The 13,092-nt window shown below is 71.9% G+C and carries 16 protein-coding genes; 7 read left to right on the forward strand and 9 right to left on the reverse strand.

The features are described from left to right. Positions 1-14: 14 nt before the first annotated feature. The 3 genes from K8F61_RS15530 to K8F61_RS15540 all read right to left on the reverse strand — a co-directional run bounded on the left by K8F61_RS15530 (position 15) and on the right by K8F61_RS15540 (position 2,022). Positions 15-557: a hypothetical protein gene (locus tag K8F61_RS15530; protein WP_231819759.1), complete on the reverse strand. Its 543-nt coding sequence runs from the start codon at positions 555-557 to the stop codon at positions 15-17. Beyond that, positions 554-1,015 (reverse strand): hypothetical protein, encoded by a 462-nt coding sequence (locus tag K8F61_RS15535; protein WP_231819760.1) that lies wholly within the window; start codon positions 1,013-1,015, stop codon positions 554-556. Before K8F61_RS15535 ends, K8F61_RS15530 begins: the two co-directional genes overlap by 4 nt. Positions 1,016-1,122: 107 nt before the next feature. Continuing rightward, a complete protein-coding gene (locus K8F61_RS15540) occupies positions 1,123-2,022 on the reverse strand; it encodes an amidohydrolase family protein (RefSeq protein ID WP_231819761.1) in 900 nt (299 codons plus the stop codon). Between the two features lie 69 nt (positions 2,023-2,091). Between K8F61_RS15540 and K8F61_RS15545 the strand changes: the two genes are divergently transcribed. Beyond that, positions 2,092-2,769: a FadR/GntR family transcriptional regulator gene (locus K8F61_RS15545; protein ID WP_231819762.1), complete on the forward strand. Its 678-nt coding sequence runs from the start codon at positions 2,092-2,094 to the stop codon at positions 2,767-2,769. Between the two features lie 154 nt (positions 2,770-2,923). Here K8F61_RS15545 and K8F61_RS15550 read toward each other — a convergent pair whose 3' ends face one another. Then, complete coding sequence (locus K8F61_RS15550) at positions 2,924-3,691, reverse strand: SDR family NAD(P)-dependent oxidoreductase (protein WP_231819763.1); 768 nt, start codon at positions 3,689-3,691, stop codon at positions 2,924-2,926. Further along, positions 3,673-4,533, reverse strand: a complete 861-nt coding sequence (locus K8F61_RS15555; protein WP_231819764.1) for a fumarylacetoacetate hydrolase family protein — start codon at positions 4,531-4,533, stop codon at positions 3,673-3,675. Before K8F61_RS15555 ends, K8F61_RS15550 begins: the two co-directional genes overlap by 19 nt. Positions 4,534-4,674: 141 nt before the next feature. On the opposite strand from K8F61_RS15555, the gene K8F61_RS15560 reads away from it, so the two are divergent. The 4 genes from K8F61_RS15560 (at position 4,675) to K8F61_RS15575 (ending at position 7,857) form a co-directional block, all read left to right on the forward strand. Next, entirely contained in the window at positions 4,675-6,003 is a 1,329-nt protein-coding gene (locus tag K8F61_RS15560) for an L-fuconate dehydratase (RefSeq protein WP_231819765.1), read from the forward strand. After that, entirely contained in the window at positions 5,990-6,970 is a 981-nt protein-coding gene (locus K8F61_RS15565) for an aldo/keto reductase (RefSeq protein ID WP_231819766.1), read from the forward strand. Before K8F61_RS15560 ends, K8F61_RS15565 begins: the two co-directional genes overlap by 14 nt. A gap of 25 nt (positions 6,971-6,995) precedes the next feature. After that, on the forward strand, positions 6,996-7,415 hold the full coding sequence (locus K8F61_RS15570) for an RbsD/FucU family protein (protein ID WP_231819767.1): 420 nt from the start codon (positions 6,996-6,998) through the stop codon (positions 7,413-7,415). 79 nt (positions 7,416-7,494) lie between these two features. Continuing rightward, positions 7,495-7,857, forward strand: a complete 363-nt coding sequence (locus K8F61_RS15575; RefSeq protein WP_219086734.1) for a VOC family protein — start codon at positions 7,495-7,497, stop codon at positions 7,855-7,857. Positions 7,858-7,875: 18 nt separating this feature from the next. Here K8F61_RS15575 and K8F61_RS15580 read toward each other — a convergent pair whose 3' ends face one another. Beyond that, the gene (locus K8F61_RS15580) at positions 7,876-8,412 is read right to left on the reverse strand and encodes a CGNR zinc finger domain-containing protein (protein ID WP_219086736.1); all 537 of its coding nucleotides are present in this window, start codon (positions 8,410-8,412) and stop codon (positions 7,876-7,878) included. Between the two features lie 60 nt (positions 8,413-8,472). Between K8F61_RS15580 and K8F61_RS15585 the strand changes: the two genes are divergently transcribed. After that, positions 8,473-9,444: an EamA family transporter gene (locus K8F61_RS15585; RefSeq protein ID WP_231819768.1), complete on the forward strand. Its 972-nt coding sequence runs from the start codon at positions 8,473-8,475 to the stop codon at positions 9,442-9,444. A gap of 192 nt (positions 9,445-9,636) precedes the next feature. Here the strand turns inward: K8F61_RS15585 and K8F61_RS15590 are convergent, their stop codons facing one another. The 3 genes from K8F61_RS15590 to K8F61_RS15600 all read right to left on the reverse strand — a co-directional run bounded on the left by K8F61_RS15590 (position 9,637) and on the right by K8F61_RS15600 (position 12,175). Next, positions 9,637-10,104, reverse strand: coding sequence for a hypothetical protein (locus K8F61_RS15590; RefSeq protein WP_231819769.1), 468 nt, complete (start codon positions 10,102-10,104; stop codon positions 9,637-9,639). A gap of 64 nt (positions 10,105-10,168) precedes the next feature. Further along, positions 10,169-10,756, reverse strand: coding sequence for a hypothetical protein (locus tag K8F61_RS15595; protein WP_231819770.1), 588 nt, complete (start codon positions 10,754-10,756; stop codon positions 10,169-10,171). A 444-nt stretch (positions 10,757-11,200) separates the two neighbouring features. Then, positions 11,201-12,175 carry an acetylxylan esterase gene (locus K8F61_RS15600; protein ID WP_231819771.1) on the reverse strand — a complete coding sequence of 325 codons (975 nt, stop codon included), beginning with the start codon at positions 12,173-12,175 and terminating at the stop codon, positions 11,201-11,203. 107 nt (positions 12,176-12,282) lie between these two features. On the opposite strand from K8F61_RS15600, the gene K8F61_RS15605 reads away from it, so the two are divergent. After that, complete coding sequence (locus K8F61_RS15605; RefSeq protein WP_231819772.1) at positions 12,283-13,092, forward strand: DeoR/GlpR family DNA-binding transcription regulator; 810 nt, start codon at positions 12,283-12,285, stop codon at positions 13,090-13,092.

Raw genomic sequence — 13,092 nt, forward strand, 5'->3', positions numbered from 1 at the left:
GGCAGTATCACGGACTACAACTGCGTCACACCACTGACCAGAGAATCCGCTCGACGGCGCCATTCTCCTCCCGCCTGGTGACACCAGGCGACCGCGTCACTCACCCACAACAGGGGTTGATCGCTGGGAGAGACGTGTTCGTAGGTGAGTTGCTCGCGATAGCCGACCCGCTGGAGCGTCTCGCGAATCGTGATGCGGTCTCGCGCCTCGACGGACTCGTCTCGTTCTAGATAGAGCCCCACAACCCCGGAGTCAGCGGCGTCCTCGATGAGCTGCACAAGGCACCGTGGTCTGGCCACGGCGTCCTGCAAGCCCTTCACGACGTACACATGAGTCGTCAGCTGCAGTTCGCCAAAACGCGAAAGGAGCGCCCTACGGGAAGCCGGGCTCTCGCTCTTGAAATGGATACGTCGTTGCCCGCGACGCACGAGCGAGCGAATGGACTGAGAAGTGCGGCGGACTCCACCGGTCGTGCTTGTTGTCGCAACCAGGAAGTAGCCGTTGCTCTTGCTCTCATCCACGAATAGTGTTGACTTTTCGGGAAACGTCGTGGTCACCGGGCTACGAGAACTCCGCTTTTGCGCTCACGGATCAGCCCTCGCTGAAGCGCTCTGCCGATGGCTGTCGTCAGGGCGTTTCTCGGATTTCCCCACGACTGCTGTCCCCACCGTGCGAAGAAGTGCTCGTGAATCTGATCGCGCGTGAGTCCGGATGCGGACTCCTCGATCAAGATGCGGACCATTTCCACGGAGCGGACCTTGCCGCCGTTGAACTGGACGTCGAATCCTTCGTCGCCCGGATCCCGTTCCGCTCCCCGGAGAACGGGAAGAGCGTGATCGTTCGAAGGGGTGCCGTCGGGGTAGAGCGCCCTCACTTCAGCGATGATCGAGTCGACACGGTCTATCGTCTGCTGATTGGCCGCAGTCCGAGATTCAAGTGCACGCATCTCCGCGTTCAGCTCTTTGTTCTCTCGTGCAGCCTCGTCGCGGAGCCGGCGGAGGTCGGAGAGTGTCAAGCTCTCGATTGTGTGGTGCACAATCACACAGTATCAGACACGGTGTGTGTGGACAGGCGGGTGAACTGCTTGCAATGGCGATCACGCACTGTCTGCATACTGGTGTGCTATCTGAGGTCGTAGAAGCGTTCGGCGTTGCGCCAGAGGACGGCGTCGACGTCGAGGCCGCGGTCGCCGGCCCACGTCGCCACGGTCCGCGCCCACGCCTCCCGGGCGCCCGCAGCCACGATCTCATCCGTGTCATCCCGCCCTGCGGCGCCGGCGGGCGCGGGCTGGACGGCCGACACGGGCCAGTCGCTTCCCCACATCAGCCGGTCCGGTCCGAAGGCCTCCAGCGCGGCGTCGAGGAACGGGACGACCTGGGCGGCATCCCATCGGCCTCCCGCCTCCGCCGGCAGCCCGGACAGCTTGCAGCTCACCCGCGGGTGCGCGGCGAGCGCGTCCAGGTCGCGGAGCCAGGCGGCCCCCGGCGATCGCGGGGCGTCGGCGGTGCCCACCTCGGGCTTGCCGAGGTGGTCCAGCACGATCAGCAGCTCCGGGACGGCCGCCGCGAGTCCGGCCACGTCCGTGAGCTGGGAGGCCCGCACGCAGGCGTCGAACGTCCAGCCCCGCTCGGCGACGAGCGCGGCGCCGTCGAGGAAAGCGGGGGAGGTCGCCAGACCGTCGGGCTCGCCCTGGAGCAGATGCCGGACGCCCACGACCAGGGGGAAGGCGGCCAGCGCGGCGAGGTGCGCCGTGGTCGCGGCCCCCCGATCCAGTCGCGCCCCGGCGACGATGCCTCGCACCCCCGTCGCGGCGGCGATCCCGGAGACCCATCCGACCTCGTCGAGCGTCTGCGACTCGACCGGATCGGCCTGGACGAACACCGCCGCCTGCTCCTCGAAGCCCTGGATCGCGGAGGCGCGCAGTTCCCCGACGGCGAAGCGCGCGCGCAGCGGCCCCTCCAGCCACGCGTAGTCGAGCCGATCCGGATCCCAGAGGTGCAGGTGCGAGTCGAGGAGGCGCATCCGCCCATCCTGCCCCATCGGCCCGGCGAACCGAGGGCAGACATCCGATCACTGGCTATGCTGGGCCGCATGGCTGTCACCGACGAGGCGATCGAGAAGATCAAGGCGATGATCGTGTCCGGCGAGCTCGGGCCCGGCGATCGCCTTCCTCCGGAGAAGGAGCTGGCGGAGCGGCTGGGGCTGTCCCGCAACTCGATGCGGGAGGCGGTCAAGGCGCTGGAGGTCATCCGCGTCCTCGATGTCCGTCGCGGCGACGGCACGTACGTGACGAGCCTGGAGCCGGACCTGCTCCTGGAGGCCATCGGCTTCGTCGTGGACATGCACGACGACGACTCGCTGCTCGAGCTGTTCGCGGTCCGCCGGATGCTGGAGTCGCAGGCGACGGGCCTCGCCGCGTCACACGGCGAGGACGCGGCGATCGACGCGCTGCAGGAGGAGGTCGACGCCGTCGACGCCGGCGTCTCGATCGACGACCTCGTCGAGCACGACCTGCGCTTCCACCGCGAGATCGTGCGGATGGCGGGGAACGGCTACCTCTCCAGCCTCGTGGAGGGGCTGTCCAGCCAGACGATCCGGGCCCGGGTGTGGCGCGGTCTCACCGAGCAGGGGGCGGTGGAGCGGACCCTCGCCGAGCACCGGGCGATCGCGGATGCGATCGCCCAGCGCGATCCCGGGCTGGCTACGGCCCTCGCGACCGCGCACATCGCGGGCGTCGAGCGCTGGCTCCGCCAGGCCGCCCACGGCTGACCCCTCCGGCGGCCGCTCCCGGTCCCGATCTGCACATCGCTTTCGGTCCCGATCTGCACACCCCGTCCCGATCTGCACACGATTCCGGCCCGAACGTGTGCGGATCGGGCGTCCGTGTGCAGATCGGGACAGGGCCCGGCGAGGCGAGGAAGGGCTACTCGGGGCGGAGGCGGAGCTGCGCCATGCCGCCGTCGACCTCGAGGAAGGTCCCGGTCGTCGAGCCGGATGCCGGACTGACCAGGTACAGGACGGCGCCGGCGACCTCGTCGGGCGAGACGAGGCGGCCGTGCGGCTGGCGGGCGTTGAGCGCGGCCCGCTCGGCCTCGGGGTCCGGCGCCGCGTCGAGAAGCCGGCCGACCCAGGGGGTGTCCGCCGTGCCCGGGTTGACGGCGTTCACGCGGATGCCCTCGCGGAGATGGTCGGCGGCCATCGCGCGGGTGAGCGCGGACACGGCGCCCTTGGACGCGCTGTACAGCGCGCGCTGCGGCAGGCCCGTCGTCGAGGCGATGGACGCGGTGTTGCAGATCGCCGCGGCGGGGGAGCGGCGCAGCCACGGGAGGGCGGCGGCGGTCACGCGGGCGATCCCGGTGACGTTGATCGAGAGCACCCGGGCCCATTCGTCGTCGTCGTTGGCGGCGACGTCGCCCTGCGCGCCGACGCCGGCGTTGTTCACCACGATGTCGATGCGGCCGAAACGCTCACCGACCGCGGCGATGGCCGCGTCGACGCTGTGACGATCCGACACGTCCGCCGTGAAGGCGGCGTGCCGGGGATCCGCGTTCGCCGTGTCGCGATCGAGCACGGCGACCTGGGCGCCCTGGTCGTGCAGCAGCGCCGCGACGGCCGCGCCGATCCCGGACGCTCCGCCGGTCACGACGGCGACGAGCCCGTCGACCTGCCCGCTCACTTCTGCGCCTCCCATGCCACGAACTCCTGTCGCTGTCCGCCGAGTCCCTCGATGTCCACCTCGACCACGTCGCCGGGCCTCAGATAGGGGAACCGTCCGCCGAAGGCGACCCCCTGCGGCGTCCCGGTCAGGATCAGGTCGCCGGGCTCGAGCGCGACGTACTGGGACAGGTGATGCACGATCGTCGCGACGTCGAAGATCATGTCGTTCGTGTTCGAGTCCTGCCGCGGCTCGCCGTTGACGAAGCTGCGCAGGCGGAGGTTCTGCACGTCGACCTCGTCCGGCGTGACGAGCCAGGGCCCGGTCGGGTTGAAGCCGGGAGCGATCTTGCCTTTGGACCACTGCCCGCCGGACACCTCCATCTGGAAGGCGCGCTCGGAGACGTCGTTGGCGACGACGTAGCCGGCGATGTGCGCCGCGGCCTCGTCGGGGGAGTCGAGGTACGCCGCCCGGGTGCCGATGACGACGCCGAGCTCGACCTCCCAGTCCGTCTTGTCGCTCCCGCGGGGGATGGTCACGGCGTCGTTCGGGCCGACGACCGTGTTCGGCGTCTTCAGGAAGAGGATGGGCACGGACGGCGGCTCGGCGCCGGACTCGCGGGCGTGCGCGGCGTAGTTCTGCCCGATGCAGATGACCGCGCTGGGGCGTGCGATCGGGGCGCCGATGCGCAGGCCGTCCGCGTCCGTGAGCTCGGGCAGCAGCCCGGCCTCGAGGGCGGCGCGGGTCCGGGCCACGGGATCGTCGGCGAGGAACGCGCCGTTCACATCCGATGTCAGCGGCCGGAGGTCCCGATAGCGGCCCTCTTCGAGGACGACCGGGATCTCGGATCCCGGCGCGCCCAGGCGTGCGAACTTCATGGTTCTCCCTTCGGCACGGACGGCGGGCTTGCGCGACCCCCTGGATCGGCTCCCGCGTTGACAGTATAGACATCGGATGTTTACACTCCAACTGTCTGTTGGGACCCGCTCCTCCGCGTGGTCCGCCGAGTGAGGAGCCCCGTGAGCCGTATCGTCGCGCTGGAGACCAGCGACATCCGCTTCCCCACGTCGCTGAGCCTCGACGGCTCGGACGCGATGAACCCCGACCCCGACTACTCCGCGGCGTACGTCGTCATCCGCACGGACGCCGAGGACGGGATCGAGGGCCACGCGTTCGTCTTCACGATCGGGCGCGGCAACGACGTCCAGGTCGCGGCGATCGACGCCCTGGCCGGGCACCTCGTCGGACGTGAGGTCGAACCGCTCCTGGATGACATGGGCGCGACGTTCCGCGAGATCGTCGGCGACTCGCAGCTGCGCTGGCTGGGCCCGGAGAAGGGCGTCATGCACATGGCGATCGGCGCCGTGATCAACGCGCTGTGGGACGTCAAGGCCAAGCGGGCGGGTCTGCCGCTGTGGCAGCTGCTGAGCCGGATGACGCCGGAGGAGCTCGTCGGGCTCGTCGACTTCCGCTACCTCACGAACGCGCTGACGCCGGCGGAGGCCCTGGAGATCCTCCGCACCGCCGAGCCGGGGCGGGCCGCGCGCGAGGCGGAGCTGCTCGCCACCGGCTACCCCGGGTACACCACGAGCCCCGGCTGGCTCGGCTACTCGGACGAGAAGCTGGAGCGGCTGGCGCGCGAGGCTCTCGCCGACGGGTTCACGCAGATCAAGCTCAAGGTCGGCGCCGACCTGGAGGACGACATCCGGCGGTTCCGGAAGGCGCGCGAGGTGTGCGGACCCGACTTCCCGATCGCGATCGATGCGAACCAGCGCTGGGAGGTCTCGGAGGCGATCGACTGGGTGACGGCGCTCGCCGAGTTCCGCCCGGCCTGGGTCGAGGAGCCGACCAGTCCGGACGACATCCTCGGACACGCCGAGATCGCCCGGGGGATCGCCCCGATCCGTGTCGCCACCGGAGAGCACGCCCAGAACCGGATGATCTTCAAACAGCTCCTCCAGGCCGAGGCGATCCAAGTCATGCAGATCGACGCCGTGCGTGTGGCCGGGGTGAACGAGAACATCGCCAACCTCCTGCTCGCGGCGAAGTTCGGCGTGCCCGTGTGCCCCCATGCCGGCGGCGTGGGCCTGTGCGAAGCCGTCCAGCACCTGTCGATGTTCGACTTCGTCGCGGTCTCGGGAACCCGCGAGGGCCGCATGATCGAGTACGTGGACCACCTGCACGAGCACTTCGTGGTGCCGACCGACATCCGCGGCGGCTCCTACACGGCGCCCACCGCCCCCGGCGCGGGCATGGAGATGAAGGCCGCCAGCCGTGCCGCCCACCTCTGGGGCGGCGGATCCGGGGTCGAGCTCGCGGCGACGGGGGAGCGACGTGTCGACGCCTGATCCTCGGACCGATCCGCTCGTCCCCCTGCCGACCCTGGGATACGGGGCGGCGAACGTCGGCAACCTGTTCCGCCCGCTGACGGACGCCGAGGCGTGGGCGGTGCTCGACGCGGCGTGGGAGAGCGGGATCCGCCACTACGACACCGCCCCGCACTACGGGCTGGGCCTGTCGGAGCGCCGGCTCGGGGCGTTCCTGGCGACCAAGCCCCGAGACGAGTTCGTGCTGTCCACGAAGGTCGGGCGGCTGCTGCGCCCGAACCCCGACCATTCGGGCGGGCTGGACACGGGCAACGACTTCCACGTGCCCGACGACCTGAGGCGTGTGTGGGACTTCTCCGAGGCGGGGATCCGGGCGAGCCTGGACGAGTCCCGGGAGCGACTGGGGATCGACCGGATCGACATCGCGTACCTCCACGACCCGGAGCGCCACGACCTCGACCTCGCGCTCGCCGAGGCGCTGCCCGCGTTGGAGGCCGTGCGCGCCGCCGGCGGGGTGGGGCGGATCGGCGTCGGCTCGATGGTGTCCGAGGCGCTCGCCGCCGCGGTCCGCTCGGCGGATCTCGACCTCGTCATGGTCGCGGGCCGGTACACGCTGCTGGAGCAGCCCGCGGCGGCCGACGTGCTGCCGGCGTGCGCGGAGCGGGGCACCGGTATCGTCGCCGCGTCCGTGTTCAACTCCGGCCTGCTCGCGCAGAGCGAGCCGACGCGGGACGGGCGATACGAGTACGGGGCGCTGCCCGACGCGCTCTGGGAGCGCCTCCTCCGGATCGCGGCGGTGTGCCGGGCCCACCAGGTTCCCCTCCCGGCCGCGGCCATCCAGTTCCCCCTGCGGTCGGACGTCGTCCGCAGCGTCGTCGTGGGCGGCAGTCGCCCCGCCCAGCTCCGGCAGAACGCCGAGCTTGCCGGACTCGACATCCCTGACGCGCTCTGGGCGGAGCTGGCGTCGGAGGGATTGATCCCCGCCTGAGGGCGGACCGACCGAAGGAGGAGCCGTGCTCGAAGGAATCCATCCCCTGCTCACCGGGGAGCTGCTGCTGCACCTGGACCGGATGGGCCATTCGGACGCGGTCGTCGTCGCGGACTCACATTTCCCCGCCTGGGCGCTGGGGACGCGGGTCGTGGATCTCCCCGGGACGAGCACGCCGGCCGTCGTCGCGGCCGTCCGCTCCGTCCTCCCTCTGGACGACGTGCCCGGGATGGACCTGATGGCGTCCGCGGACGGGGCGGTGCTGCCCGTCCAGCGCGAGCTGATGGCCGCCGCCGGGACGGACGAGGCGACGACGGCGTTCGTGGAGCGCTTCGCCTACTACGACGTCGCACGGGCGGCGTATCTCATCGTGCGCACCGGCGAGACGCGGACGTACGGCAACGCCCTGCTGCGCAAGGGCGTGGTCGGTCACCCGTCGTCCTGAGCCGGGGTCTTGTGCCGCGTGTCGGCGGGGACGAGACTGTCCGCGTCGAGCCATCGGGGCCCGAGGAGAGGATGCGGACATGGCACACGGCGACATCACGCACATCGACATCCCGGTGTCGGACCTGGTGAGGGCGACGGCCTTCTACTCGGGCCTGTTCGGCTGGGACATCTCGGAGATGCCCGGGTTCGAGGGCTACCCGATGTGGCAGGCGCCGAACGGCATCTCCGGCGGCGGGCTCGCTCCGCGCGGGGACGGGTTCACGCAGCCGCGCTCGTACGTCGAGGTGGACTCGATCGAGGAGACGATCGCGGCGGCGAAGGAGGCCGGCGGCTCGGTCGCGATGGAACGGCAGCCGATCACCGACACGAGCGCGTGGGCCGTGATCGTGGATCCGGACGGGAACCACATCGGGCTGTTCGAGGGGGTCGTGAACGGCTGACCCGTACCGCACGACCGGTCACGAGGTGCGCCGGCGCGCGCGGTACGCGGCGACCGCGTTGCGGTTGGCGCAGGTCGTCGAGCAGTAGCGCTTGGAGCGGTTGCGGGACAGGTCCAGCGCGAGCGCGGCGCAGTCGGCGTCTGCGCAGACCGTGATCCGGTCGCCCTCGTGCGCCCGGATCACGTCGACGAGGGCCATGGCGGTCTCGATGAGGATGCGTTCGTCGAGGGGGCGGTCGTCGCCGACCGCGTGCAGGTGCCAGTCCGTGTCGCCGTGCCGCGTCAGGCGGGGGGCGAGCGCGACGTCCGCGAGTGCGGCGTTGACCGCGTCGGCCATCGCGTCGCGCGGCGCCAGCAGCATCGTGCGCAGCCGCGGGCGGAGGCTGCGGAGAGCGCGGAGCTCGGCCTCGTCGCGGTCGATCCGCCCCGTGTAGGGGTGTGCGGCCAGGAAGGCCTCGACCCGTGCGGGCGTGTCCAGCGTGTCCGGGGGCTCGGCGGTGTTCACCAGGTGGACAGCAGCGCGGAGGGATTCCGTCGTGTCATCGGTGAAGAGCATGTTGACAGCTTACGCGGCGCGGGCCTAGCGTCACATCCCATGGAGGCATACGCCGATGACATGACCGGCCGGCGCACGACCGGCACCGGTCTGCTCGTCGCGGTCGCGGCCGCGGTGTCGTTCGGGATGTCGGGGGCGTGGGCGCGCGGCCTGATCGACGCCGGGTGGACGCCCGGGGCCGCCGTGACGGCGCGCGTGTGGGTGGCCGCGCTCGTTCTCCTGATCCCCACCGTCCTGGCGCTGCGGGGGAAGGCGCCCGTCGTGCGGCGCAACCTCGGGATGATCGCCGCCTACGGCCTGCTCGCCGTCGCCGCGACCCAGCTCTGCTACTTCCAGGCCGTGGCCGTGATGGACGTCGGGGTGGCTCTGCTCGTCGAGTACACCGCGCCGGTGGCGGTGGTCCTCTGGCTGTGGATCCGGCGCGGGGAGCGCCCGACCGCGCGCAGCGCCTTCGGCGCCGCCGTCGCGTTCGCGGGGCTCGTCCTGATGCTGGACGTGCTCACCGGCGCCCGGATCGACCCCGTCGGGATCCTGTGGGCGCTCGGCGCGATGACCGGCGCGGCGGCGTACTTCCTGCTGTCCGGACGGGTGGACACCGGGCTGCCGCCGATCGCGCTCGCGGGATCCGGTCTGCTCGTCGGCGCCCTCGGCCTGACCGCGGCGGGGGCGGTCGGGATCCTTCCGATGGCATGGACCACGGCCGACGTCGCGTACCGGTTCGGCACGGTGCCCTGGTTCGTCCCCGTGCTCGCCGTGGGGATCCTGGCCACGGCGCTCGCCTACGTCCTCGGCATCGCGTCCACGCGCATGCTCGGCTCGCGCGTGGCCTCCTTCGTCGCCCTGGCGGAGGTCGTCGCCGCGCTGCTGTTCGGATGGCTCCTGCTCGGCCAGCTCCCCGGGCCGTGGCAGCTCGCCGGCGGAGCGCTGGTGCTGGCGGGCGTCGTCGTGGTCAAGCTCGGCGAGCCGAAGCCGCCGCCGCTCGTCGAGCCGGTTGCCGGACGGAGCTCTTCCCCGTCTGGGCGGGAGACGTGACCGCCGGCGCAGCGGGCGGCGACGCCCGGAACGCGCAACGTGTTCACCTGCTCGTCGGGAGTCTGATGAGTGATGCGTCGCGAGATCTCTGACGAGCAGTGGCGCGGCATTGCGATGCGAACCGACAGGCTCGCCCGCGACGACCCCGCCGCTGCCCTGATCCGGCTGCGCACCGTCTCGGTGTGGCGCCGCTCAGAGCAGGTCGTTCTCCGCCTCTTCGATGAGTCCGCTCCACCAGGAGTCCGGCCCGGTCGCGGTGCTGTCGATGGCGTGGAGCCGCTTTCGGAGCTTCCTCAGCCGTGTGCGGTGAGAGAGCCCATTGCCTGCGGGGAGGACGCGAGGGCGAACCTGCCCCTCCCGGAAAGCCCGAAGACGCTCCGCAGCCTGATCAGCCGTCATCGTCACCGACGCCGGGGCAGGCGGCCCGGAGCTCAGATACTCCGCGAAAGCCTCAAGGAAGCCCTCGGTGGCTCTCCGGTCGCGATTGAGCGGGGCACATTCGCCTGTCGCAACGTCACACACCGATGTCGTCCCGTCACTGTCCTCCATGACCAGGAACTCTCCATCGTGGACGCTGCCGATCTCGCGCGTTCCGGAAAAGACGTCTGCGCACGCTGTCGCCGGGTACAGGCGGATACCGAACAGATGCTCCTCGCGCACGTCCAAGATGCTATCGGGAACCGCAACGACTTCCGCCCCGCGTCACCACCTTGATCAACGCACTCTAGCCCTCCGGCTCGGTGTACCCGCCCTCGCCGGTCTCGCCGTCGTAGCGGAAGACGCGTCCGTCCTCGAACGTGATCTCCACCGAGGTCCCGAGCGGCTCCTGCGCGAGCAGGCGTTCCTCGAGCAGCTGTGCGTCCCGTGCGTACTGGGCCTGCGTCTCCTTGTCGACCCCCCAGATCGTCGCGATCTTCATGTCGGTGATGAGATAGAGGAAGGCGGAGACGGCCGCGCGGTTGCGTTCCGTGTCGGGGATGCGCTCCCAGAGGGTTCCGTCGTCCCTGGCCTGGCGGTACTGTTCCGCGAGCGCCTCCAGCCGGTCGCCCACGGCGTCGGTTCCGGGGATCTCCGGATCGTCCGTGGGTATCGGGTCCGGCTCCGCGGAGGGGGCCCCGGCGTCGGTGGGCAGCGGCGAGGGCGGCGCCACCGGGGTGAGGGTCGGGATCGGCGGGAGGGTCGGGAACGGCGCGAGCGGCTCGCTGCTCACATCGCGCGTGACGGTGAGGATCGTGCTGCACGCGCCGACCCCGACGATGAGCAGGAGGAAGATCGGCACCGCGATCAGCAGACCCTTGAGCGTCCCGTTCATCCTCCGGGGCGGCACGGGGAGCGAGGGCGACGCGGGGACGGCGCCCTGATCGAAGGGGAATGTCTGCGCGTAGGGCGGCAGCGGTGCCGGTGCGGCCGCATCCGGGGCCGGTCCGAAGGGGGCCCCGGACGCGTTCGCGGCGTAGGACGGCAGAGGCGGAGCGGCTGATCCGGGCGGAGCGGAGCGACCGGGCGGGGCGGGGGGACCGAGCGAAGCGGTCCGCCCGAGGGGGTCCGGCGACGGCGGCGGTGCCGTGGGACCCAGTGGCGGCGCCAGGGGCGGGACGGGCGGGAAGTCGCCCTCGTCGTCCCGCGGATCCGCGGACTCGTTCCCGCTCACCGTCACCTCCCCCGTGCGTCCGGAGGGGGCGCTGCATCCCTCCGCCTCGGTCACCCTATCGCGCAGGTCCGGACGTTCCACGGGGACCGTCGGCGCGGGCGGCGCTCAGCCCGCGAGCGCGCGCTCCAGGTGCGCACGGCCTCCGCGGATGGCGTCCGCCGTCACGTCCTGCCATCCCGGGTACTCGGCATGACCCGCGGGAAGCACCGCGAGATCGAGCAGGCGCGCCCCGGCGGCGACGGCGAACTGGCCCTGCGGCGGCACGTACTGGTCCCACAGCGCCGCCTCCACACGGACCGGGAGGCCGGCGTACCCGATGCTCGTCGAGGCGTCGAACCACCGCAGCACCTCGCGGGCCTCCGGGTGCCGCCGCACGTGCTGACGGACGGCCTCGCCGCTTCCCAGGCACGGCACGGCGAGGCGTTCGTCGTACTGGCCGAAGCTCGGCACGACGAGGGTGGCGCCGACGAAGCGGTCGTCCCATGGCAGGGCGAGCGCGCCGATGCCGCCGCCGAAGCTCTCGCCGACGTAGTAGAGGGGCAGTTCGCCGACGAGAGCGACCAGGGCGTCGGCGGCCAGCCACAGATCCCGTGCGCACAGCCCGAGGGCGTAGCGCTCGGGGTCGTCGATGCCGGCGAGCACGTGCTCCGATGTGGGCTCGGGCGCCCCGATCCCGGCGTTCAGAGTGCCGAGGCCGCGGGCCACAGGGTAGACCGCCGCTACGTCTTCCGGCACCCGCGCGAGATCGACGGCATCGCGGCCGCCATAGCCGTGACCGTGCACGACGCCCGCGCGCGGGGCCCCATAGCGGGGATGCACGACCCACGCGCGCAGCCGCACGCCGTCCACGCCCGAGTGCTCGACGACGGTCACCCGTCGGCCCTGCGCCTCGGTGGCGGAGAGGACGACGGGGGCGGCGTCCACGGCCGCCGCCTCTCGTCGCCAGCGTCGCCAGCGATCGGCGAAGCCGGGCGGCGCGGGGACGGGGTGCACGGCGCGGAGGTCGGCCTCGCTCCGGCCGTAGCTGCCGTCGAACGCGGCGTCGGGGAACCAGGTGTCGTACGGGGCGGGGAAGGTCATGCGGGGTGAGGGGTCCTGTTCCGGGTGCGGGGCGGGCGGGGGCGGGTCGGCCGCAGCACGTCGCCGGGCCGGGTGGCAGACTGGAGGCTCCATCGGAAGGAGACCGCGTGCTGGTCACGGAACGACGCGAGCGCATCCTCGCCCTGACCCGCGACCGCGGCACCGTCTCGATCGGCGAGCTGGTCGCGATGCTGCGGGTGAGCGAGATGACGGTGCGCCGGGACATCGACCAGCTGGCCGAGGAAGGCGCCGTCGAGCGCATACGCGGCGGTGTGCGGGCGCGCGGGAACCCGCGTCTCGTGCCGGCGCCGGCGGCGTCGGCGGAGCAGCGCGCGATCGTGGCGACGGCCGCGGGCCTCGTCGAGCCGGGGATGGCCGTCGGCATCTCCGGCGGCCCCACGGCGCTCGCCCTCGCACGGGAGCTCGTGCGCGTGCCGGAGCTCACCGTCGTCACCAACGCCCTCCCGGTCTCCGACCTGTTCTCGCCGCCGGACCGCGCAGACGCTCCCTACACGCAGACGGTGGTGCTGACCGGGGGCGTGCGCACGCCGTCCCAGGCCCTCGTCGGGCCGGTCGCCGTCCGCGCCCTCGAGCACCTGCACTGCGATCTCGTCTTCCTCGACGCCCACGGCCTCGACGAGCAGGCCGGCATCACGACCATGAACCTCCTGGAGGCCGAGACCAACCGCGCGCTCATGGCCGCGGGACGCGAGGTCGTCGTCCTCGCCGAGCACGGGCGCTGGGGGGTGGTCGGGCTCACCACCGTCGCCGACCTCAGCGACATCGACCGTCTCATCACCGACGACGGGCTCGACGAGACCGCACGCGAGCGGCTCGCCGCTCACGTCGGCACCCTGCACGTCGCGCCGAGGGGCGGCGTCGGCGAGCACGGGCTCGCGACGGCCCTCGCGGACTGA

The organism is Microbacterium resistens (genome assembly GCF_021172025.1).
Classification (GTDB): Bacteria; Actinomycetota; Actinomycetes; order Actinomycetales; family Microbacteriaceae; genus Microbacterium; species Microbacterium resistens.

Coding starts and splice junctions, on each gene's coding strand:
- K8F61_RS15595 (WP_231819770.1), bottom strand. CDS start 10,756: ATGAACGGGACGCTCAAGGGTCTGCTGATCGCGGTGCCGATCTTCCTC.
- K8F61_RS15550 (WP_231819763.1), bottom strand. CDS start 3,691: ATGGGAGGCGCAGAAGTGAGCGGGCAGGTCGACGGGCTCGTCGCCGTC.
- K8F61_RS15575 (WP_219086734.1), top strand. CDS start 7,495: ATGGCACACGGCGACATCACGCACATCGACATCCCGGTGTCGGACCTG.
- K8F61_RS15585 (WP_231819768.1), top strand. CDS start 8,473: ATGACCGGCCGGCGCACGACCGGCACCGGTCTGCTCGTCGCGGTCGCG.
- K8F61_RS15545 (WP_231819762.1), top strand. CDS start 2,092: ATGGCTGTCACCGACGAGGCGATCGAGAAGATCAAGGCGATGATCGTG.
- K8F61_RS15555 (WP_231819764.1), bottom strand. CDS start 4,533: ATGAAGTTCGCACGCCTGGGCGCGCCGGGATCCGAGATCCCGGTCGTC.
- K8F61_RS15540 (WP_231819761.1), bottom strand. CDS start 2,022: ATGCGCCTCCTCGACTCGCACCTGCACCTCTGGGATCCGGATCGGCTC.
- K8F61_RS15600 (WP_231819771.1), bottom strand. CDS start 12,175: ATGACCTTCCCCGCCCCGTACGACACCTGGTTCCCCGACGCCGCGTTC.
- K8F61_RS15580 (WP_219086736.1), bottom strand. CDS start 8,412: ATGCTCTTCACCGATGACACGACGGAATCCCTCCGCGCTGCTGTCCAC.